This window comes from Aeromonas sp. s6, from assembly GCF_040907815.1.
GTDB lineage: Bacteria > Pseudomonadota > Gammaproteobacteria > Enterobacterales > Aeromonadaceae > Aeromonas > Aeromonas caviae.
The window spans coordinates 1-21,557 of sequence record NZ_JBFOCN010000065.1 but is presented as its reverse complement, the minus strand read 5'-3'; the positions used below and the strand labels follow the sequence as shown (position 1 = coordinate 21,557).

Annotated in this window: 15 protein-coding genes and 4 tRNA genes; 7 read left to right on the top strand and 12 right to left on the bottom strand. The window is 62.5% G+C overall.

The annotated features are described in order from the left end of the window. Window positions 1–203: 203 nt before the first annotated feature. Window positions 204–437, top strand: a complete 234-nt coding sequence (locus AB5Y50_RS10605; protein ID WP_082189166.1) for a hypothetical protein — start codon at window positions 204–206, stop codon at window positions 435–437. Here AB5Y50_RS10605 and AB5Y50_RS10600 read toward each other — a convergent pair. After that, the gene (locus AB5Y50_RS10600; protein ID WP_069784375.1) at window positions 367–1,191 is read right to left on the bottom strand and encodes a helix-turn-helix transcriptional regulator; all 825 of its coding nucleotides are present in this window, start codon (window positions 1,189–1,191) and stop codon (window positions 367–369) included. The genes AB5Y50_RS10605 and AB5Y50_RS10600 overlap by 71 nt on opposite strands. Window positions 1,192–1,283: 92 nt before the next feature. Here AB5Y50_RS10600 and AB5Y50_RS10595 point away from each other — a divergent pair, with 92 nt between their 5' ends. Further along, entirely contained in the window at window positions 1,284–2,411 is a 1,128-nt protein-coding gene (locus AB5Y50_RS10595) for a multidrug effflux MFS transporter (protein ID WP_069784376.1), read from the top strand. A gap of 96 nt (window positions 2,412–2,507) precedes the next feature. On the opposite strand, the gene AB5Y50_RS10590 is transcribed toward AB5Y50_RS10595, so the two are convergent. The 10 genes from AB5Y50_RS10590 to AB5Y50_RS10545 form a co-directional block, all read right to left on the bottom strand. Continuing rightward, a complete protein-coding gene (locus tag AB5Y50_RS10590) occupies window positions 2,508–3,191 on the bottom strand; it encodes a response regulator (protein ID WP_010672297.1) in 684 nt (227 codons plus the stop codon). A 38-nt stretch (window positions 3,192–3,229) separates the two neighbouring features. After that, window positions 3,230–5,818: a sensor histidine kinase KdpD gene (locus AB5Y50_RS10585; RefSeq protein ID WP_069651585.1), complete on the bottom strand. Its 2,589-nt coding sequence runs from the start codon at window positions 5,816–5,818 to the stop codon at window positions 3,230–3,232. A 102-nt stretch (window positions 5,819–5,920) separates the two neighbouring features. After that, complete coding sequence (locus tag AB5Y50_RS10580; protein WP_045522648.1) at window positions 5,921–6,448, bottom strand: potassium-transporting ATPase subunit C; 528 nt, start codon at window positions 6,446–6,448, stop codon at window positions 5,921–5,923. A gap of 60 nt (window positions 6,449–6,508) precedes the next feature. Then, window positions 6,509–8,566 carry a potassium-transporting ATPase subunit KdpB gene (gene kdpB, locus AB5Y50_RS10575; protein WP_319873400.1) on the bottom strand — a complete coding sequence of 686 codons (2,058 nt, stop codon included), beginning with the start codon at window positions 8,564–8,566 and terminating at the stop codon, window positions 6,509–6,511. Between the two features lie 55 nt (window positions 8,567–8,621). Continuing rightward, window positions 8,622–10,304, bottom strand: a complete 1,683-nt coding sequence (gene kdpA / locus AB5Y50_RS10570) for a potassium-transporting ATPase subunit KdpA (protein ID WP_102948984.1) — start codon at window positions 10,302–10,304, stop codon at window positions 8,622–8,624. 448 nt (window positions 10,305–10,752) lie between these two features. Next, window positions 10,753–12,102, bottom strand: a complete 1,350-nt coding sequence (gorA, locus tag AB5Y50_RS10565; protein ID WP_319873401.1) for a glutathione-disulfide reductase — start codon at window positions 12,100–12,102, stop codon at window positions 10,753–10,755. A gap of 76 nt (window positions 12,103–12,178) precedes the next feature. Next, window positions 12,179–14,137, bottom strand: a complete 1,959-nt coding sequence (locus AB5Y50_RS10560; protein ID WP_290437823.1) for an ATP-binding protein — start codon at window positions 14,135–14,137, stop codon at window positions 12,179–12,181. A gap of 120 nt (window positions 14,138–14,257) precedes the next feature. Then, a complete protein-coding gene (locus AB5Y50_RS10555; RefSeq protein WP_045522654.1) occupies window positions 14,258–17,338 on the bottom strand; it encodes a multidrug efflux RND transporter permease subunit in 3,081 nt (1,026 codons plus the stop codon). A gap of 15 nt (window positions 17,339–17,353) precedes the next feature. Beyond that, on the bottom strand, window positions 17,354–18,460 hold the full coding sequence (locus AB5Y50_RS10550; RefSeq protein WP_039040661.1) for an efflux RND transporter periplasmic adaptor subunit: 1,107 nt from the start codon (window positions 18,458–18,460) through the stop codon (window positions 17,354–17,356). Beyond that, the gene (locus AB5Y50_RS10545) at window positions 18,457–19,047 is read right to left on the bottom strand and encodes a TetR/AcrR family transcriptional regulator (RefSeq protein WP_201972529.1); all 591 of its coding nucleotides are present in this window, start codon (window positions 19,045–19,047) and stop codon (window positions 18,457–18,459) included. Before AB5Y50_RS10545 ends, AB5Y50_RS10550 begins: the two co-directional genes overlap by 4 nt. Window positions 19,048–19,310: 263 nt before the next feature. On the opposite strand from AB5Y50_RS10545, the gene AB5Y50_RS10540 reads away from it, so the two are divergent. From AB5Y50_RS10540 to AB5Y50_RS10520, 5 genes are all read left to right on the top strand, one after another. Further along, window positions 19,311–19,387, top strand: a tRNA-Arg gene (locus AB5Y50_RS10540). 50 nt (window positions 19,388–19,437) lie between these two features. Further along, window positions 19,438–19,513, top strand: a tRNA-His gene (locus AB5Y50_RS10535). Between the two features lie 20 nt (window positions 19,514–19,533). Then, window positions 19,534–19,619 (top strand) — tRNA-Leu (locus AB5Y50_RS10530). A gap of 59 nt (window positions 19,620–19,678) precedes the next feature. Beyond that, window positions 19,679–19,755 (top strand) — tRNA-Pro (locus AB5Y50_RS10525). 171 nt (window positions 19,756–19,926) lie between these two features. After that, the gene (locus tag AB5Y50_RS10520; protein WP_102948986.1) at window positions 19,927–20,445 is read left to right on the top strand and encodes an RICIN domain-containing protein; all 519 of its coding nucleotides are present in this window, start codon (window positions 19,927–19,929) and stop codon (window positions 20,443–20,445) included. A 51-nt stretch (window positions 20,446–20,496) separates the two neighbouring features. Here AB5Y50_RS10520 and AB5Y50_RS10515 read toward each other — a convergent pair. Beyond that, on the bottom strand, window positions 20,497–21,557 hold a 1,061-nt coding region (locus AB5Y50_RS10515), incomplete at its 5' end, for an IS4 family transposase (protein ID WP_368162444.1).

Here is a 21,557-nt window from a genome sequence, read left to right as displayed (position 1 = left end):
GGGCGTTTCACGTGGAACAGGGTTGCCATGATGGAGGTGGTAAAAAAAACCATTTATAGGTTTTAAAATAACCAACATTCGATTCAGGAAGGGGAGTGACAGCATCAAAAAATCATTTATATCAATAAAATCATGCTGTTATAAATCTGGCACAACTATTGGAATAGCTATCTGGTCATCTCAACCACACCGGAGCACACCAGATGAAGATCCTGATCGCTACCCTGATTGCCAGCAGCCTGAGCCTGAATGCCATGGCCGCCGAGAACTCCAGACCCGAGCTGGACAGCGCCGCCCTGCAACAGGAGATGCTGGCCTTGCAGCAGCAGGCCTCCCATGACGTGGTGGCAGAGGCCATTCAAAACCTCAAGCCGCTGGCCCTGGAGACCCTGGTGGTGGAGGCGAGCTCGGCCGATGCGACTCACCCCGAGAGTTGAGGTAGCGCAAGGGGGTCTGCCCCGTGTGCTGCCTGAAGAAGGCGATGAAGGCGCTGTCGCTGGCGAACTCCAGCGCAGCGGCCACCCGGCTGATGGGCTCGGCTTCGGCCAGCAGTTCCATGGCCCGCAGCAGTCGCCACTGCTGGCGCCAGGCCTGGTAGCTCATACCGGTCTCCCGCATGAAGATGCGGCCTATGGTCTTGTCACTGGCACCCACCCGTTCGGCCAGCCGGTTGAGCCGATCGGGCAGGGTGTCACCCCGCTTTATCTCCTGCAGCCAGCCGGTCAGACGCCCGTCTGACGGCAGCGGCAACTGCCAGGATTCCCGCGGCGCTTGCGCCAGCTCTTCTTTCAATAATGCCAGTGTGCAGGTTTGCTCTGCTTCCGGCTTGTCCCAGGGCCAGAGTGCCATCCGCTCGATGATCTCCCGCAGCAGCGGGTTGACCGCCAGCACCGCCATCTCGTTTGGCAACTCGGGCTCCGGCTGGAAGTAGAGGGAGCGATAGGCCACTACCCCGCGCATCAACACCCGGTGGGGCAGGCCTGCTGGCAACCAGGCCGCTCGCGTCGGCGGCAGCAGGCAGACCTGATCGTCCAGCTCTATGGTCATGCAGCCTGCCTGGGCGAACAGCAGCTGGTGGCGCTGGTGCTGATGGCGGCCGGAGTCGTGCCAGCCGAGGGCGGCGGCAATACCGATGGCGCTGCCGTCGTGCTGGTCCGGATCAAAGGGGTGATCGGGAAGAATAAAGGCCATGTGTCCGATTCTTGCTGTTTATAGTCCGCCTTATTGTAATCGGACAAGTTATCCCTCTCTAGAATGGCGACCTCTTGTGAAGGAGGTGTGTCATGAACAACAGGTTGCCACCGCGCTGGCTGGTGGTCGGATTGATGATGTTTCCCCAGATAGTGGAGACCATCTACAGCCCGGTGCTGACCCATATCGCCACTGAGTTTCGGGTGAGCGAGGGGCAGGCGTCCCAGACCCTGTCGGTCTATTTTCTGGCGTTTGCGGCGGGCGTGGTCTGCTGGGGCCGAGTGTGCGATCTCATCGGGCGGCGTCCCGCCATGCTGGCGGGGTTGCTGACCTATGGCGCCGGCACTCTGCTGGCGTTGCTGGCCACTCAATTTGAAACCCTGCTGCTGGCCCGGGTCATCGCGGCCTTCGGCGCCGCCGTGGGTTCCGTGGTGACCCAGACCATGCTGCGCGACAGCTATCAGGGTAGCGAGCTGGCGCGGGTCTTTTCGGTGATGGGCATCGCGCTCTCCCTCAGTCCGGTGCTGGGGCTGGTGAGCGGTGGCCTGCTGGTTGATGGCTTGGGTTATCTCGGGGTATTCGGCGCCCTGCTGGCGCTGGCAATCGGCTTGTTGCTGATGGCTTGCTGGCAACTGCCGGAAACCCGCCCGGCCATCACCCAGAGGGTCGCACTCTGGCCGCTGGCCTGCCGGATGGTGCGTGATACCGGCCTGTGGCGCAGCGCCGCCCTGGTGGCGCTGTTCAACACCATGCTGTTCGGCTACTACAGCCTGGCGCCGTTTCTGTTTGCCAGTCTGGGGCTGAGCGCGGGGGAATTTGGTTACTCCGGCATCGTGCTGGCGCTGGCGACCCTGGTGGGCAGCCTGCTCAACAAGCGCCTGCTGGGCCGTGGCTGGACGCCTGCCTCGTTAATACGGCTCGCCGCCGTGCTGGCGTCGGGTTCGGGTTGGCTGGTGTGGGCCAGTCAGGCATCGCTCTGGTTTCTGCTGCCTATGACGGGAGTTGTGGTGGCGTTCGGGCTGGCGATCCCCAATGTGCTGAGCCAGGCGCTGCTGGCCTACCGGGAGGTGGCGGGCAGTGCCGGGGCCCTGTTCGGGCTCGGTTACTACCTGCTGCTCAGCCTGGGGTTGGCGGTTGCAGCCAGCTTGCAGGATCTCGGGCTGCTGCTCGGGGGATGCGGTCTGCTGGCCCTGTGCTGCGGTTGGCGTCGTTCCACGTGAAACATCAGCTGCCGATAAAGCGGTAGCCGATGCCGGCTTCAGTTTCGATCAGGGTGGGTTGCTGGGAATGTTGCCGCCCAGCTTCTTGCTGCAACATCAGCTGCCGATAAAACGGTAGCCGATGCCGGATTCGGTCTCGATCAGGGTGGGTTGCTGGGGGTTATCTCCCAGCTTCTTGCGCAGGCTGGCGATGACGATGCGCAGGTAGTGGGTATCTTCCTTGTGGCTCGGTCCCCAGATGTCGATGAGCAGCTGGGTCTGTTGCACCAGCTTGCCGGGGTGGCACACCAGCGCCTGCAACAGGGCGAACTCCTTGCGGGAGAGGGGGATCTCCTCGCCCTGCAGGGTCACCTTGTGGCTGCTGCTGTCCAGGGTCAGGCCACAGTGGGGGAAGTGTCGACACTCGCCGCTGGTGGCACCGACGCGCTGGCGCAGCAGCACCCGGATACGGGCCATCATCTCCCCGACGCCGAACGGCTTGCTCATGTAGTCGTTGGCCCCCGCATCCAGCAGCCGCACCTTCTCCTGCTCGGAGTCCCGCGCCGAGAGCACCAGAACGGGATTGGCGTGATGCTCGCGGATGGCGTGCAGGATTTGGATGCCATCACCGTCCGGCAGGCCCAGATCCAGGATCACCAGGTCGGGGTTGAGGTGGCGATACTGCGCCATCCCCTCGGTGACGCCGACCGCCTCACTCACCTGATGTCCTTCGGCGATCAGGCTGATCCGCAAAAAACGGCGGATGGCCGCCTCGTCGTCGATGACCAGTATGTGAGCCATTCAGCCTCCCGTTTGCTGATTGAAAAGGGCGGCGACCATCAGGCCGCCGGTGCGTTGAGGGCCAGCGGCAGGGAGATGCGCATGCAGGTGCCGTTGCCGTTGGGGCCGGCGAATGCCCAGATGCGGCCGCCGTGGACCTCTATCATAGCGCGGGAAATGGCGAGGCCAAGCCCGGTGCCGCGGCTGCCGCAGTCGCCGACCGGCTGGGTGTAGAACAGATTGAAGATCTTGTCCCGATCCGACTCGGCGATGCCGACCCCGATATCGATGATGTCGATGATGAGGTCGGGGTCCGCCAGCATCACCTTGAACTCGATGGGGGTGCCGGCCGGTGAGTAGCGGGAGGCGTTGTCGAGTATGTTGACCAGCACCTGCTCGATCAGGGCGCCGTGCACATAGAGCCGGGGGATCTGCTGATCGAAGTGCACCAGCAGCTTGTGCTGGCGCCAGGAGGAGTCGAGCCGGCGGCGGGCGCTCTCCACCAGGTCCGCCAGGTCGACCCAGTCCCGTTTCAACTGGAAGTCCGGTGAACCGATGCGGGTCATGTCCAGCAGGTTTTGCACATAGCCGTGCAGGCGGCGCGCCTCGTCCTGCACCGAGTGCAGCAGTTCGATGCGGTCCTCCGCACTTATCCGGTCCCCGTATTCCAGCAGGGTGCTGCCGGCCCCCATGATGGTGGCCAGCGGCGTCTTCAGGTCGTGGGAGACCGAGGAGAGCAGGGCGGCGCGCATCCGGTCGGTCTCCGCCTGCAACTGGCTGTCCGCCAGCCGCTCGTTGAGATCGATCCGCGCCAGGGCGGCGCGGATATCGGTGAGCAGGGCCTGTAGCTGGTGCTCGGCGGCGGAGGTGAGAGGGCTGGCCAGCCGGATGCCCAGCACCAGGTCATCGCCGAGGTGATGATACTGGGCCTCGGCGGCGTTGAGGGTGGCGGTATGGGCACCGGCACTCTGTTTCTGGGCCAGGCACCAGTCAATGGCGGCCTTGTCTGTCTGGCCCGGCCCGGTCTGGGTGTCACCGGCCCGGTACTGGTAATCCCCATCGAGCGCGAACACGGGCTGCCCAAGGGCGAGGGCGATGGCCTGGGTTCCCTGTCTCAGCACGTCCACCGGGCTGCTGGCGGTGGCCAGCCCCTGGCTCAGGGAGAGCAGGGCGTTGCCCAGTTGCTGGGTCTCGCGCAGGCTGACCAGTTGCTGACGCTGGCGGGAGGCGAGGCGCCCGGCCGCGATGCCGACGATGAGCAGCACGAACAGGGTGAGCAGGTCGCTGTGGCTGGCCACGCTCAGGGAGAAGTAGGGGAAGGTGAACAGCAGATTGTGGCCGACGAAGCCCAGCACGGCGGCCAGGATGGCGGGGACCAGGCTGGTGGTGAGCGCGGTGGCCAGCACCCCCAGCACGAACAGCATGGGCAGGGAGGCGGGGGGCAGCCAGTGGGAGAGGGCCCAGACCACGGCCGAGGTCCCCCCCATGATGGCCACCGCCAGCAGGCTCTGGCGAAGCTCACCCGGGCCTGCCGTTGGCAGGGTCAGGCCGGGCTTGCGCTTCTCGGTATCCACCAGCGTGATCTCGAATCCCTGCGCCTGTTTGAGCAGGTGCTGTACCAGGGATCGACGCCAGGGCGGGTTGCGGGATTTGCCGAGCAGCAATTGGGATACCTGCTGCTGTTCGGCGGTCTCCAGCAGGGCATCGGCCACGGCCGGGCTGGAGAGGGTCAGCACCCTGGCCCCCAGCTGGGAGGCGAGGGCCAGCGCCTGCTCCAGCTCGGGGGAGCGTTGCCCCTTGCTGTCGATGTGCACCACCAGCCAGGGCAGTTGCCTGCGCTGGGCGAAGCGGTGGCCGTAACGCACCAGGGCGGCGCCGTGCTCATCCCCGATGCAGACCATCAGTTTGCCCCGCAGCGGCAGTGTGGTCTTGCCGGCGGCCTGCCACTGCAACTGCAGATCCCCCTCCACGTGGCTGGCGGCGGTCTGCATTGCCAGCTCCCGCAGGGCGGTCAGGTTGTTGAGGGAGAAGAAAGACTGCAGGGCGGCCTTGGCCTGGTGGGGCACATAGACCTTGCCCTCCTTGAGGCGGCCGAGCAGCTCCTTGGGGGGGAGGTCGATCAGTACCAGGCTGTCGGCCTCCAGCAGCACCTGATCCGGCAGGGTCTCCTTGACCCTGACCCCGGTCAGCTGCCACACCAGATCGTTGAGGCTCTCCAGGTGCTGCACGTTGAGGGTGGTGTAGACATCGATGCCGGCACCGAGCAACTCCTCCACATCCTGCCAGCGCTTCTCGTGGCGGCTGCCGGGGGCGTTGCTGTGGGCCAGCTCGTCTACCACGGCGATGGCGGGTTTTCGCGCCAGCAGACCGTCCAGATCCATCTCCTCCAGTCGCTGCTGGCGGTGCAGGTGCAGCTTGCGCGGCTGGATGGCGAGCTTGTCGAGCAGGGCCAGGGTCTCCTGGCGACCGTGGGTCTCCACCACCCCGATCAGGATGTCGACTCCCTCTCTGGCCTGCTCCCGCACCGCCTGCAGCATGGCGTAGGTCTTGCCGACGCCGGGGGCCGCGCCGAGAAACACCTTCAGCTTGCCCCTGTGCTCCTGCTCCAGGCTCGCCAGCAGGGCGTCCGCCCTCACTTCATCACGCATCCCCGTGCTCCCGTTGCATCGGCCGAACCGCGGCCGTGACCTCATTGCTCATGCTTGTCCCCGTTGTCGAAAGGGAGCCTTCCCGAACGGCAAGGAGCGCCCTCAGGCGCCCTTTTGATGATCGAGTTGCAGGTTCAACTGGAGAATGTTGACCACCTGCGGGCCAAGGATACCAGCTTGTGCCGCCGACTTGACCTGCTCCGTCAACTGAACGGGATCCAGCCCCCGTTGCCCGGCGACCCTATCCACCTGGGCCAGCGCTGCATCGAGGGGCAGATGGGGATCGAGGCCGGAGGCGGAGCGGGTCAGCAGGGCGGGGACCTTTGCTTCCGGCTGCGCCCTGGCCGCCGCTGCGGCAAACTCGGCCCGCAGGGGCGAGCTCATCCCCAGGTTGCTTCCGCCGCCACCTATGGTGGCGAAATCGCTGGCGGAGGGGCGGGAGTGGAAGTAGTCGGCCCGCTCGAATTTCTGGGCCAGCAGGGCGCTGCCGACCACCTGCTGCTTGGCGTTGGTGAGCAGGCTGCCGTTGGCCTGCCAGGGGAAGAGCAGCTGGGCCAGCCCGGTGACGGCCAGCGGATATGCCACCCCCAGCAGCAGGGTCAGGGTCAGCAGGGTTCTGATTGCGATCATGATGTGTTTGCTCCAAATGTGTTGGGTGGATGCGGGCCTGCCCCGCATCCGGTGATGCCGTTACACCAGCCCCAGGCCGGTGATGACCAGGTCGATCAGCTTGATACCTATGAAAGGCACTATCAGGCCGCCGACGCCGTAGATCAGCAGGTTGCGGCGCAGCAGGCTGGCCGCCGTTCCCTTCAGGCTGACCCCGCGCAGGGCCAGCGGCACCAGCGCGACGATGATCAGGGCGTTGAAGATGATGGCCGACAGGATGGCGCTCTCCGGGCTGCCCAGCTGCATCAGGTTCAGCGCCCCCAGCTGTGGATAGGCGGCGATGAACAGGGCCGGCAGGATGGCGAAGTACTTGGCCACGTCGTTGGCGATGGAGAAGGTGGTCAGGGCGCCACGGGTCACCAGCAGCTGCTTGCCCACCAGCACCACGTCCAGCAGCTTGGTGGGGTTGGAGTCGAGATCCACCAGGTTGCCCGCCTCCTTGGCGGCCTGGGTCCCCTCGTTCATGGCCAGGCCCACGTCGGCCTGGGCCAGCGCCGGTGCGTCGTTGGCGCCGTCCCCGCACATGGCGACCAGGCGGCCATCGGCCTGCTCCTGACGGATGTAGGCCAGTTTCTTCTCCGGCGTCGCCTCGGCGATGAAGTCGTCCACCCCGGCCTCGGCGGCGATGGCGGCGGCGGTCAGCGGGTTGTCACCGGTGATCATCACGGTGCGGATCCCCATGTGGCGCAGGATCTGGAAGCGTGCCTTGATGCCCGGCTTGATGATGTCCTTGAGGAACACTACCCCCAGCAGCTTCTCGTGGGTGCAGACCAGCAGCGGGGTACCGCCCTGGCGGGCGATGTTGTCCACCGATTTGAGGATGAGCTCGGGCACCGCCTTGCGATCGAGGGAGAGGTAGCGCAGCACCGCGTCCACCGCCCCCTTGCGATAGTGATGACCGTTGCGATCCAGCCCGCTCAACCGGGTCTCGGCGCTGAAGGGGATGAGGATGTCGCTCTCCAGCTGGCTCGGTCTGGTGTGACTCTTGCCCGCCAGGGTCAGGATGGATTTGCCCTCCGGCGTGTTGTCACCGAGCGAGGCCAGCATGGCGGCCTGGGCCAGCAGGGAGGGGTCCACGCCGGGGGCCGGGATCAGCTCGTCCGCCATCCGGTTGCCGAAAGTGATGGTGCCGGTCTTGTCCAGCAGCAGGGTGCGCACGTCGCCGGCGGCTTCCACCGCCCGGCCCGACTTGGCGATCACGTTGAGCTTCACCAGCCGGTCCATGCCGGCGATGCCGATGGCAGAGAGCAGACCGCCGATGGTGGTCGGGATCAGGGTGATGAACAGCGCCAGCAGATAGAGCCGGGGCACCTGGGTGCCGTTGTAGTCGAGGAACCAGGGCAGGGTGGCCACCACCAGCAGGAAGATCAGGGTCAGCCCCACCAGCAGGGCATCCAGCGCCATCTCGTTGGGGGTCTTCTGCCGCTTGGCTCCTTCCACCAGCGCAATCATGCGGTCCAGCGTGCTTTCGCCCGGGTTGTTGCTGATGTGCACCCAGATCTGGTCGGAGACGACGGTGGTGTTGCCGGTCACGCCGCTGCGGTCGGTGCCCGACTCGCGGATGACGGGGGCGGATTCGCCGGTGATGGCCGCCTCGTTGACCGAGGCGATGCCGGCGACCACTTCGCCGTCGGCCGGGATCATCTCGCCGCTGCGCACCAGCACCAGATCGCCCTTGAGCAGGCTGGTGGCCGGTACCCACTCGCCCTTGTCATCCTGCGGGCTGGTGACTCGACGTGCCTTGAGCTGACTCATGCCGGCCTTCAGGCTGTCGGCCCGCGCCTTGCCGCGCCCCTCGGCCAGGGTCTCGGCGAAGTTGGCAAACCAGAGGGTGAGCCAGAGCCAGGCTGTCAGCTGCCAGGCCAGCGAAGGAGCGACGCCGGAGAGCGGTTGCCCCAGCAGCGACTCCAGGGTCGCCATCACGGCCGCCAGCCAGAGGGTGAACAGGATGGGGCTGCCGAACAGCGCCCTGGGGTTGAAGCGATAGAGGGCTTCCACCATGGCCTGCAGGATCTGTGATTTCTGTTTCTTGCCCTTCACCTTGAGGGTGTCGGTGCTCATTGAAGCGGACTTGCTCATTGGAAAGCTCCCAGCATCGAATAGTTGGTCACGCAGATCAGTGGAGTGTGCAGCATCAGAAGGCACCTCCCAGCAGGCTCAGGTGCTCCGCCACCGGGCCCAGCGCCAGCACCGGCAGGAAGGAGAGACCCCCCATCAGCAGCACGGTGACGATCAGCAGGGTGATGAAGAGCGGGCCGCTGACGGGGAAGTCCCCCTCGCTTCGCTCCTGACGTGGGGCGCGGGCCAGCTGGCCGGCGATGGCCAGCACCGGAATGATGTAGCCGAAGCGGCCGAGCAGCATGGCCAGCCCGATGGCGATGCACTGCCAGCTGTCGGCGGCGGCAAAGCCGGCGAAGGCGGAGCCGTTGTTGCCGGCGGCCGAAGCGTAGGCATAGATCAGCCGTGACAGACCGTGGGGGCCGTCGTGACCGATGACGGTGGCGGAGTCCGGCATCAGCAGGGTAATGCCGCCGATCACCAATACCCCGACCGGCATCACCAGCATGCTGGCGACCACCCACTTCATCTCGGTGATACCGAGCCGCTTGCCCAGATAGGTGGGGGTGCGCCCCACCATCAGGCCGCACAGGAACACGGTCAGCAGCACGAACAGCATCATGCCGTAGATGCCGGCACCGACGCCGCCGAACACCACTTCACCCAGCAGCATGTTGATGATGGCGACCATGCCGGCGAGCGGGGCGAAGCTGTCGTGCATGGCGTTGACCGAGCCGTTGGAGGCGGCGGTGGTGGCCACTTCCCAGATGCTGGACAGCACGGGGCCGAAGCGGCTCTCCTTGCCTTCCCAGTTGCCGGCTTCGCTGGTGAGGTGGGCGAGGGCCGGATCCGGTTTCAGCTCCTGACCGATGGCGAGGCAGAGCCCCAGCACCAGCATGATGGTCATGGCGATGAGGATGGCGCGACTGTGAGCCAGATCCTTCACGTAGCGACCCAGGGTGCAGACCATGGCGGCGGCCAGCGTCAGCAGGGCGACCATCTCCAGCCAGTTGGAGAGGGCGGTCGGGTTCTCGAACGGATGGGCCGAGTTGATGCCGAAGAAGCCACCGCCGTTGGAGCCGAGCTGCTTGATGGCGATCTGGGAGGCGGCCGGGCCGAGCGGCAGCAGCTGCTCCTGGCCTTCCAGGGCGTGGAACGGCAGGTAGGCAGACAGGCTCTGGGGCACCCCCTGCCAGACCAGCAGCAGCGCCAGGATCAGCGCCATCGGCAGCAGCACGTAGAGACAGAAACGCACCAGATCCTGCCAGAAGTTGCCGAGGTGGGTGGTCTGCTGGCGGGCGATGCCGCGAAACAGGGCGATGGCGACGGCAGCGCCGGTGGCGGCGGAGACGAAGTTCTGGGTGGTGAGCCCCACCATCTGGCTGAAGTAGGAGAGGCTGGCTTCGCCGGAGTAGGCCTGCCAGTTGGTGTTGGTCATGAAGCTGACCGCGGTGTTGAAGGCGAGTTGCCAGTTCAGCCCGGGCAGCTGCTGCGGGTTGAGGGGCAATAGCCCCTGCGCCATCAGGATCAGGAACAGCAGGCCGAAGCCTGCGCCGTTGAAGGCCAGCAGGCTGAGGGCGTAGGACTTCCAGTCCTGCTCGCGCCCGTCCGTGCCGCAGCAGGCCAGGGTGGCGCGCTCAAGCGGGGCCAGCCAGCGACTCTTGCCTTCAAACACCCGATACAGGTAGTTGCCAAGCAGAGGCGCCGGCAGCAGCACCAGCAGCACGAACGCGACGGGATAGATGATCTCTTGCCACATATCCGGTTCCTCACTCATGGGGGCGCGCGAGGGCGCGCAGCAGATAACCCGCGAGGGCAAGGACCAGCAGCAGATATAGCCAATTCATAACGACTCCGTTGAGGTAATTAGCGTCAGGGATCGATGCATATCCGTGTCGATCCCATAGGTCTCATTGACGCTGAAAGGGTATGTAGAACGGGCGTAAAGGCGCCATAAAGCCCGATTTGGCTGGCGTAAAATCGGCGTAAAGAAGGCGGGTTTTGCTAGCTGGTGGACGGGCAAGGCACAAAAAAACCGGCCTGGGCCGGGTTTTGGTAGCAAGTGGCGGAAGCTGACCCGATGGTGATGAGGTCAGCTTCAACTCCACTTATCGCATGGTCACAAACTCTTCCGCGCTGGTCGGATGGAGAGTGTAAACACAGTTGTAGAAGCTGGTCTGATAATGACAGGCCAGCTTCAACCCCGCTTATCGCATGGTCACAAACTCTTCCGCACTGGTCGGATGGATGGCGACACAGTTGTCGAAGTCCGCCTTGGTGGCGCCCATCTTCATGGCGACGCCGAAGCCTTGCAGGATTTCGTCCATGGCGAAGCCGATGCCGTGCAGGCCGACCACCTTCTCTTCCGGCCCGACGCAGACCAGTTTCATCCGGGTGGGCTGGCGATGCTGGGTCAGGGCCGAGTACATGGCGGTGAACTGGCTGCGGTAGACCTTCACCTGGCTCTCGCCATATTCGGCGATGGCCTCCGGCTCGGTCAGTCCTATGGTGCCGATGGGCGGGTGGCTGAACACCACGGTCGGCACCAGATCGTAGTTGAGGTGCTCGTTCGGCTTGTTGTTGAACAGCCGCTCCGAGAGGCGGCGGCCTGCCGCGACAGCCACCGGGGTGAGCTGGATGCGGCCGGTGTTGTCACCGACGGCATAGAGGTTGGCGACGGCGGTGTTCTGGAACTTGTCGGTCGGGATAAAGCCCTTCTCGTCCAACTCGATGCCGGTGGCAGCCAGATTGAGGTTGTCGGTGGCCGGGACGCGGCCGATGGCCCAGATCAGGCAGTCGACGGTGAGGTGGCGACCATCTTCCAGTTGCAGGGTCAGGCTGTCGTCGGCGTTCTTGATGACGGCCTTGGGAATGGCGTGGGTGTGCAGCTTGGGCCCTTCCTGCGCCATGATCTCCACCAGGGTCTCGTGGATCATGGGGTCGAAGTTGCGCAGCGGCGCATGTTTGCGCACCACCAGATGGGTCTCGGAGCCAAGTGCCTGCATCACGCCAGCGATCTCCACGGCGATATAGCCGGCACCCACCACGGCAACCCGTTTGGGCTGGCTTTGCAGGTCGAAGAAACCGTCGGAGTCGATACCCAGTTCGGCGCCCGGAATGGTCGGGACCTCGGGGCGGCCGCCGGTGGCAATCAGGATGTGATCGGCGCTGTAGTGCTCGCCGTTCACCTCGACGGTATGGCTGTCGACGAAGCGGGCGAAGCCCTTGATGACAGTGATCTGGTTCTTGCCCAGCACGTTCTGGTAGGACTGGTGAATGCGCCCGATATAGGCCTGACGGGATTCGACCAGTCTGGCCCAGCTGAAGTGGTTGAGCGTGGTGTCGAAGCCGTAGTCGGCGCCATATTTCAGTGCATCGGCGATCTGGCCTGCATACCACATGGCCTTCTTCGGTACGCAGCCGACGTTGACGCAGGTGCCACCCAGCTCTTTGGCTTCGATCAGGGCGACTTTCTTGCCGTACATGGCTGCCCGGTTGGCCGAGGCGATGCCGCCGCTGCCGCCACCGATGGCGATGTAGTCAAAATGCTGTGCCATTGCGAGGTTCTCCGCTCGTTAAGAATGCAGTCACAGCATGATGGGGACAAAGCGGCCGGCCCACAAGAGCCGGTGCTCAGTTCTGCTGGATGGGCAGACGAATGTGGAACTGGGCACCCTGGCCCGGTTCGCTGGCGCAGTGGATGCGGCCGCGCAGCAGCTGGACCACCAGGTTGTAGATGATGTGAGTGCCGAGCCCGCTGCCACCCTGGCCCCGCTTGGAGGTGACGAAGGGATCGAAGATGCGCGGCAGTATCTCAGGGGGGATGCCGCGGCCGTTGTCACTGTAGTCGATGACCAGCTCGTCTCCCTGCTGCGCCACCTGGATGGTGATCTTTCTGGGCCTGTCCCAGCCATCGAAACCGTGATGGATGGAGTTGAGGATCAGGTTGGAATAGATCTGGGTGAAGCTGCCCGGGAAGGAGTAGATGCTCAGCTTGGGATCGCACTGGATGTCCACCTCGCACTGGGCCTTCTTGAGCTTGTAGCCGAGGGAGACCACCACCTGATGCAGGTTGTCGGCGAGGCTGAAGTTGTAGCGGGCCTCGGAGGACTGATCCACTGCCACCTGCTTGAAGCTGGCGATGAGCTCGGAGGCGCGTCTCAGGTTGCCTTGCAGCAGTTGCATCGACTCGTCGAGATTCTGGGTGAATTCGTTGAGGTAGGAGCGGGAGAGCTGCTTGGCCTCGATATGCTGCTTGAAGTCGGCCACCCGCTCCTGCAGGTAGGAGGAGGCGGTGACGCTGATGCCGATGGGGGTGTTGATCTCGTGGGCCACGCCGGCAACCAGGGAACCGAGGGAGGCCATTTTCTCCGACTCCACCAGGGTCTGCTGGGCCTGCTTGAGATCGTCATAGGCCTTGCCCAGCTGGTCGTTGGCATCGCTCAGGCTGCGGGTGCGTTCAGCCACCTTGCCTTCCAGCTGCTCGTTGAACAGGGTGATCTCCCGCTCCACCTTTTTGAGGGGGGTGATGTCATAGCCAAAGCCGATCAGGTACTTGAGGTTGGGCCCCTCGTAGAAGGGAGCGAAGGTCCACTGCAGTACCAGCTCGTTGCCCTGCTGGTCGTGCATGGTGATCTCCCTGTCCTCCAGGGCGCCCTGCTCGGCCAGGGTGGCGGCCAGCTCGTCACGCTGCTCCTTGCTGACGAAGAGATCCAGCCAGTTGTGCTGCAACAACTCCTGGTGGTGATAGCCGGTGAGCAGGATGGCCGCCGGGTTGATGCTGGCGATGTTGAGGTCCGGCTCCATGCAGCAGATGACCATGTTGGCGGAGTTGATCAGGGTGGCGGAGAAGTCCCGCTCCTGTTGGAGCTGATCGGCGGCCTGATGGCGGGCCGTGAACTCGTCGTTCAGCCGGGTGCGCATCTGGTTGAGGGTGGCGGCCAGGGTATCGAATTCGTCAGGGGACTTGCGGGGCAGGGGGCGACCTTCCAGGGTCAGCTCTACCGCGAGGCGATCCAGGCTCAGTTTCTGGGCATAGCTGACGATGCGGTTGATATGACGGATCACCAGATAGTAGATGATGACCAGGATGCAGAACGAGACGACCAGGGTCTTGATGGTCTGGCTGACCAGGATCAGCACGGATTTCTCGATGAGGCGCTGGTAGACCTGCTCCAGGGAGGCGGCGACGAACAGCTTGCCGACCACTTCCCCCTGATAGCTCAGGGTGAACTCGCGGGAGATGTCGTATTGGGGCTGCTCCACCCCCTGGGTGAGCAGGGGCACTTCCGAATTGCCCAGCATCTCCTTGACCATGACGAACTGCATGTTGGGCAGGTTCATGATGCCCTCGATCTGCACCTTCACCTGCTCTTCATCCAGGTTCCAGAGACTGGCCGAGATGGGTTGCAGGAAGGAGGCCTCGATCTGGCCGATGCTGGCCTCGATGACGGTCACATCCTTGTTGTAGTCCCAGGCGAGCTGAAGCACGGTGATGAGCAGTGCCAGCACCGTACTGCAGATCAGAATGTAGGAAAGCAGACGATAAGAGAGTCCGTTAAGGCCGACGGCCTGGGAGAAGATTCCTGACATGGCGTCCTTGCGGTCTGGATTGAGTGCGGTTTAGTTTAACTGCTTCATGGACTTATGTCGTGTGTCATCCAATGGATAAAAATAAGGCCCCTTTCGGGGCCTTTTTTGTGTGGGCTGGGATCAGTGACCGCCCTTGGCTTTTGCCGGGATGGATTCGTCGAATTCCGGCAGCGGCTTGTGTTCGGATGCCAGGAAGGTGTAGATGACCGGCAGCACGAACAGGGTGAACAGGGTGCCGATGGCCAGACCCGCTACGATGACGATGCCGATGCTGAAGCGCTGTGCCGCCCCCGCACCCGAGGCATAGAGCAGCGGGATAAGGCCTGCGATCATCGCCGCCGTGGTCATCAGGATGGGGCGCAGACGGACCTTGGCAGCTTGCATCACGGCTTGCATCCGGTTCAGACCATGGAGCAGCTGCTCCTCCTTCGCCACCTCGCAGATCAGAATACCGTGCTTGGTAATCAGACCGACGAGAGTGATGAGACCGACCTGGGAGTAGATGTTCATGGTGGCCATACCCCACGCCAGGGCGATCAGCGCGCCACTGATGGCCAGCGGCACCGACACCATGATGACCAGCGGGTCACGCACGGATTCGAACTGGATCGCCAGCACCAGGAAGATGATGGCCAGGGCCAGGGCGAAGGTGGCGTAGAGCGCATTCCCTTCGGTCACGAACTGGCGGGCTTCCCCCATGAAGTCGTAACGATAGCCTTGGGGCAGCTTCTCTTCCGCGGTCGCCTTGAACCAGTTGATCGCATCCCCCATGGCCACGCCCGGTGCCGGCACGGCGCCGATGGTGGCGGAGTTCAGCTGGTTGAAGTGGGGCAGGGCACGGGGCTCTCCCTTCACTTCAATCTTGATCAGGCTGCCCAGCGGGATCGACTTGCCGTCGGCGGCACGCACGTAGTAGCCCTTGATGGACTCGGGGTTGAGACGGAACTTGCGCTCCACCTGCGGGATCACCTCGTAGGAGCGGCCATCCAGGTCGATACGGTTGACGTAACCGTCCGCCATCATGGTGCCCATGGTGATGCCGATGTCCTGCATGGTGATGCCGTAGGCACCCGCCTTGTCCTTGTCGATGCTGATCTTCATGGTGGCCGAGTCGTAGTTCAGATCGAGATCCGAATAGACGAACTGGCCGTTGGCCTGGGTTGCCGCCAGCATCTCACCCGCGATCAGGAACAGGCTCTCGAAGCTGTTCGGGGTGGTGATAACGAACTGGATGGGCAGACCGCTCGACGCCCCCGGCAGTTCCGGGAACTGGAAGGTGGTGATGGCCATCCCGGGGATGTCCTTCACCAGACCGGCGACCCGATCCAGCACCTCTTTCTGGCTCGCTTCACGCTGGCTCCAGGGCACCATGGAGGCGATACCGAACGCCTGATTGGAGTTGAACACCCCCGAGAAGACCTGGGAGTAAGCGATCTCCGGCTGGTCGTCCAGGACTTTGTTCACGTCCGCCATGGTGTTTTCGATGTAGTCCAGGTTGGCGTTGGAAGGGGCCGTCCCCAGCACCGCCATGACGCCTTTGTCCTCGGACGGGGCCAGCTCGCTCGGAATGAACTTGAACAGCAGCGGCAGGCTGGCGAACACGATGACGGCAAACAGGATGACCACGATGCGCTTTTGCATCACGGCATGGAGCATGGCGTCGTAGCGGGCCGTCATCCGGTCCAGCAGATCGTGTACGGTACGCTCGAACTTGCCGGGCTCCTCGTTGGCCCTGAGCATCTTGGCGCACATCATGGGCGACAGGGTCAGGGCGATGATGCCCGAGACGAACACGGCTCCTGCCAGGGTCAGCGCGAACTCCTTGAACAGGGAGCCGGTGATGCCCCCCATCAGGGCGATGGGCGCATACACCGCCGCCAGGGTGACCGTCATGGCGATGACGGGCACGGCGATCTCCCGGGTACCTATGATGGCGGCCCGGAACGGCTCTTCCCCTTCCTTGATGTGACGGTCGACGTTCTCCAGCACCACGATGGCGTCATCCACCACCAGACCGATGGCCAGCACCATCGCCAGCAGGGTCATGAGGTTTATGGAGAAGCCGAACATGTCCATCATCATCACCACGCCGATGAGGCTCAGGGGAATGGTGATGATGGGGATGATGACCGCCCGGAACGAACCGAGGAACAGGGTGATCACCACCAGTACGATGGCGGCCGCCTCCAGTATGGTCTTGATGACCTCGTGGATGGATTCGTTGATGGCGATGGTGGAGTCATACAGGATGTTCACCTGCATGGTGCTCGGCATGTTGCGCTTCAGGCTCGGCAGCAGCTCCAGCACATCGTGGGCGATGTTGATGGGGTTGGCTGTCGGGGCTGCGTTGATGGCCAGAACCACGGCTTCGCGGCCATTGGCGCTGGCGCGATAGATGTCGTGGCTCTTCTCCAGGGAGACCTTGGCGATGTCGGAGAGACGGATCACCTTGCTGTCGCGGGTGGCGACCACCAGGCGCTTGAGCTCTTCGATGTTGCCGACCTGGGTCTCGGCGTTGCCGTTGAACAGGGTGAAATAGCCGGTGGCCTGGCCGGTCGCGGACTGATAGTTGTTGCTGTTGAGCACCGTCATCACGTCGCTTGAGGTCAGGTCAAAGGCGGCCATCTTGGCCGGATCCAGCCACACCCGCAGGGCGAATTCGACCCCGCCATACAGATCCACCTTGGAGACCCCGCCCACGGTAAACAGCTGGGGCTTGATGACCCGCTCCAGGTAGTCGGTGATCTGGCTGGAGTTGAGCTCCGGGCTGGTGAAGCCCATGTAGAGCACCGCCGTGGTGGAGCCGGTGGAGGAGGTGACCGAAGGGTCTTCCGCCTCTTTGGGCAACTGGGAACGCACCGAGTTGACCTTGGCCAGGATGTCGGACAGCGCGGCGTTCGGATCGGTGTTGAGCTTCATGTACGCCGTCACCGTGGAACTGCCCAGCTGGCTCGAGGAGGTCATGAAGTCGATGTTGTCGGCCTGGGCGACCGCCTGCTCCAGGGGCTGGGTGATGAAGCCCTGGATCAGGTCCGCACTGGCGCCATAGTAGCTGGTGTTGACCGTGATGACGGTGTTGATCACCTCGGGGTATTCACGCACCTGCATCTTGAAGATGGCCTGGAAGCCCAGCAGGGCTATCAGGAAGCTGAGCGAGATCGCCAGCACAGGCCGTTTTATGAATATGTCAGTAAATCGCATCGCAGCTCTCCGCGCTTACAGCATCGGGGTTTGTGCCGGAACGGCAAGGGCATCGTTCTCGACCACGTGCACCTTGGTATCGTTGCTCAGGCGAACCTGACCCGACAGCACGATTTGATCGCCAGCCTTGATGCCGGACAGCACATGGACATCGTTGCCGCGACGCTCACCTGCCTTGACCACCACCTGCTTGGCACGTTTCACGCCGTCAGCCTCGTGAATGACATAGACGTTCTCGCCATAGAGGGTGAAGGAGATGGCGGACTGCGGGATCACTATCTGGTCTTTCACCGTGGGCAGTATGATGCTGGCGCGGGCGAACATGCCGGAACGGAGCTGGCCGTCGTTGTTCGGAATGTCTGCCTGCACCTGGATCAGGCCGCTCTGATAGTTGACCGCGGGCTCGATGGCTGTGATTTGGCCGTCAAACTGGGTCTGGGGATAGGCATCCACGTTGATCTTGATGGTCTGTCCCAGGGTGATTTTGGAGATGTCGGTCTGGGGCACGGTGAAGCGCAGGCGCATCACGCTGGTGTCTTCCAGGCGCACAATCTGGGTACCCGGTTCCAGATACTGGCCGAGGAAGACGTTGCGCAGGCCCACGGCACCGCTGAAGGGGGCTCGCACCTCACGACGGGCGATGGTGGCCTTCAGACTGTCGATGTCCGCCTCGAGGGAGCGGTAGCTTGCCTCGGCATCATCCAGCTGGTCCCGGGAGATGGAGTTCTTCTGATAGAGGTTCTTGTAGCGCTCGAACTTGGCCCTGGCTGCCGGCAGTCTGGCCTGGGAAGAGTTCAGATTGGCTTTTTCCACACTGGAGTCCAGGCTCAGCAGCAGTTGATCCGCTTTGACATGTGCCCCGGATTCGAACCGGATGCTGTCGATGGTGCCTGACAGCTCGCTGGAGAGGGTGACCCCCTGGTTCGGCTCGATGAAGCCGATGGCTTCAATGGTGGGGACCCAGTCCTGCGCCTTGGTGACCATGGCGGTGACCGGGAACTCGGGCTCGGGCCGATTGGCCATGAACTCTGCAATCTTCTTCTGCTTGAACATATTGAAGCCGATGACACTGCCAAACAGGGCGAGTGCTATCAGCAACATGATGGCCATCCACTTTTTCATGAACAGGCTCCTGTGATGGAAACATTAGGGTTTAAAATGGCATTCCAGCTGGCCCGGATGACCGTCTCCAGCTGTTCCTGCGTCAATTCGAAATCGTGAACCCGGCGCTGCTGTGCCAGGTTGGCCACGCAATCCAGACTCAATGCTTGCAACACCAGAATGGGGAGATCGATGAAGAGTCCCTGTTGGCGTCCTTGCTCAAAGAAGCGCTCAAGTGGCGCCCACGTCGCCATTATGACCGGATCCCGCTCCAATTCAGCCCCCAATGGAGAACTTTCGTACTGCAATTTGCACTTGAGTGCATTGGGGTAGCTGGTGAAGATGGCATCGATGTTGAGCCAGAGGCGTCGATACTGCTTATAGGACACCTCTTCTATCTGCACACCTTCCATGACCAGGGGATGACACTTGAGGGTAGTGTGCTGATAGAGCTGGCGGATCAGGTCATCCTTGTCGCTGAAATAGCGATAGATGGTGCCTGCCGCCACCTTGGCTTTCTTGGCGACCACGGCAATGGAAAGGCCGTAGAAGCCCTGCTCGCCGAGGATCTCGTGAGCTGCTTCGAAAATGCGTTCTTTCTTATCCATGGTTATCAGAGGTCAACGACTGAATGAACGTTCATTCATTCTAGGTGGGCGCAAAGGCAAGTCAAGCATTGCCCATCATCTCTGACCCTATGGGGTGAGGGATTCAAAAAGTAGTGGGGAATTGCTGGATCCAGCCTGAACAAAACAAAAATAGTTGAAAAGGGGCGGAAGTGATTGAAAAACAGGCACTTGATTCTTTGTGTCAAAAAAAGAGTAGACAAGGTCGGCATCATCATCAATAATGCGCCCCGTTCGACAGCGTAGCGCCCGTAGCTCAGCTGGATAGAGCGCTGCCCTCCGGAGGCAGAGGTCACAGGTTCGAATCCTGTCGGGCGCACCATCAAAAGTGCGCCGGTTAAACGGGCGTGTTGAAGAACGAAAACAGCTGTGGTGGCTGTAGCTCAGTTGGTAGAGTCCCGGATTGTGATTCCGGTTGTCGTGGGTTCGAGCCCCATCAGCCACCCCATTTTACAGCTTGTCAGGTACGCGAAGGTGGCGGAATTGGTAGACGCGCTAGCTTCAGGTGTTAGTGCCCCCCGGGTGTGAGGGTTCGAGTCCCTCTCTTCGCACCATACTTGCTGTATGACGAGGATGACCAGATGGTCATCTTTGTGTTTTTGGAATACCCCCTCGGTGATTAGCGCAGCCCGGTAGCGCATCTGGTTTGGGACCAGAGGGTCAAAGGTTCGAATCCTTTATCACCGACCACATTTGAAAACCCCGCTCAGGCGGGGTTTTTGCTTTTTGGCGTTTCTCTTCCGCTTTTTCCTGTCACGTCTTTTTACACTTCTTCAGGCGCCTGTTCGCCACGAGTTCGCTATGCTGGGGCCCGGAGCCGCGAGACAGGGGACGCTCGGGCACGGACCAGATACAAGGCCTATGCATCACCATGTCACTTCTTTTCAACTCTCCGTGCTGGCCATGGCCGCACTGCTGCTGGGTGGTTGCGCCCTGCAGCCGAAACCGGAAGCTCTTCTGATGGGCGCCGCCCCCAAGCCAAAGGCGGAACTCGAGGCCACCTTGGTAACCAGTGGTGGCTTCTGCGTGACCCTGAGCGAGCAGGGCCGTCTGCTGACCCAGCCCTGCGATCAGCAACCGAACCAGTCATTCAGCTGGGATGTCGGCGCCCTGCAACTGGCCGGGGATTGCCTGGTCGCCAGAGGGGAAGATGGTCTGGGGATGGAGGCGTGCCGGGAGGAGAGCCATCAATGGCAGTGGCAGGGGGATCGGCTGTTCAATCGGCAGGTGTCGTTGTGCCTGGATGTGGCGGGTCGCCGTCACAAGCCGGCCGTCCCCCTGCGCCTCGCCGAATGCTATGGCGGCGCCAACCAGAGCTTTGAGTGGACGCCCTCCGGCACGCTGTTGAACCGTCTGATACACCCGGCTCTGGTGTGGTGACAAGAGAGCGAGAAGAAAAAAGGGTGGCCACATGGGCCTAATGCCAGTCAGTTAAGCCTGACTGGCATTGTTTTTACTAGGTTTTCTCGTCGCATACTTCTGTGGTTTGGCTTTGATGCACCTTGGGTAACTTCGTTCTCGGCGGGCGGGTAACTTGAACTGCTCTGCCTGTTTGTCCAACTCAGCGACACGCCCTGGAACCATGCCCGGTGACACAAACGGCAGGCAACTGAGTTCATGCAGCAGATACACCGATGCCATGTGAAAGCTCAACTGGCTGGCCGTATAGCCCTTTAAGCTCGCCGCCATCCTAACCATCTGATATCTCAGTAGGTTATAGGCCAATACCAAGCCCCATAGCTCCTGCCTTACTCCATCGGGTTTCTTGCTGCGCAGCGTCAGCCGGTGCTGTTGCAGGCTATGTTTCATCTCCCGATAGCCCAGCTCGATTTCCCAGCGATTCTGGTATAGCTCCATCAACTCGCTGGCCGGGAAGCGCAGCGGGTCGGTGAGCGAGGTCAGCACCTGCCGCTCCTTGCCGTTTACCGTCCGGGTCAGCAGCCGGGCTTCGAACTGCTCCGGCAACTCGCTCCACTTCTTCTTGGCCTGCGGACTGGCACTGAGGCGTACCAGCACATCCTGCCGCCCCAGCTTGCGGATGACCTCGTATTGAGCCCCCTTTTTCAGCGGAATAAGCCAGTGACGCGCTACGCCCTGGCGTTGCCAGGCATGGAGTAACCCCAGTGAGTAGAAGCCCTTATCGAACAGGGTCAGGCTATTATCGGGTGTTTTTTCAATCAGTTGCTCTGCCAACACCATCTCGTTTACCGCACAGGAGTCCATCACTGTCTGGGTCAGCAGATGACTGGTCAGCTCCATCTGACACAACATGCGGACCTGGGGATATTGCGTCTCCCCCTGGACGGTTTTCGACTTGGCAAAGGCGCCGGCATTGTCCGGAGTATCGGGCGTGCGCCAGACCACCCCGTCCACGGCCAGCAGCTGCAAGCCGGCCCAGGTGGGGTGCTGACACTGCTGATGCCAGAGTGTGGCGGTCTGCTGGAACACCTGTCGAACGGCTTGGTCAGCCAGTTTTTGGCGCGCCTGGATGA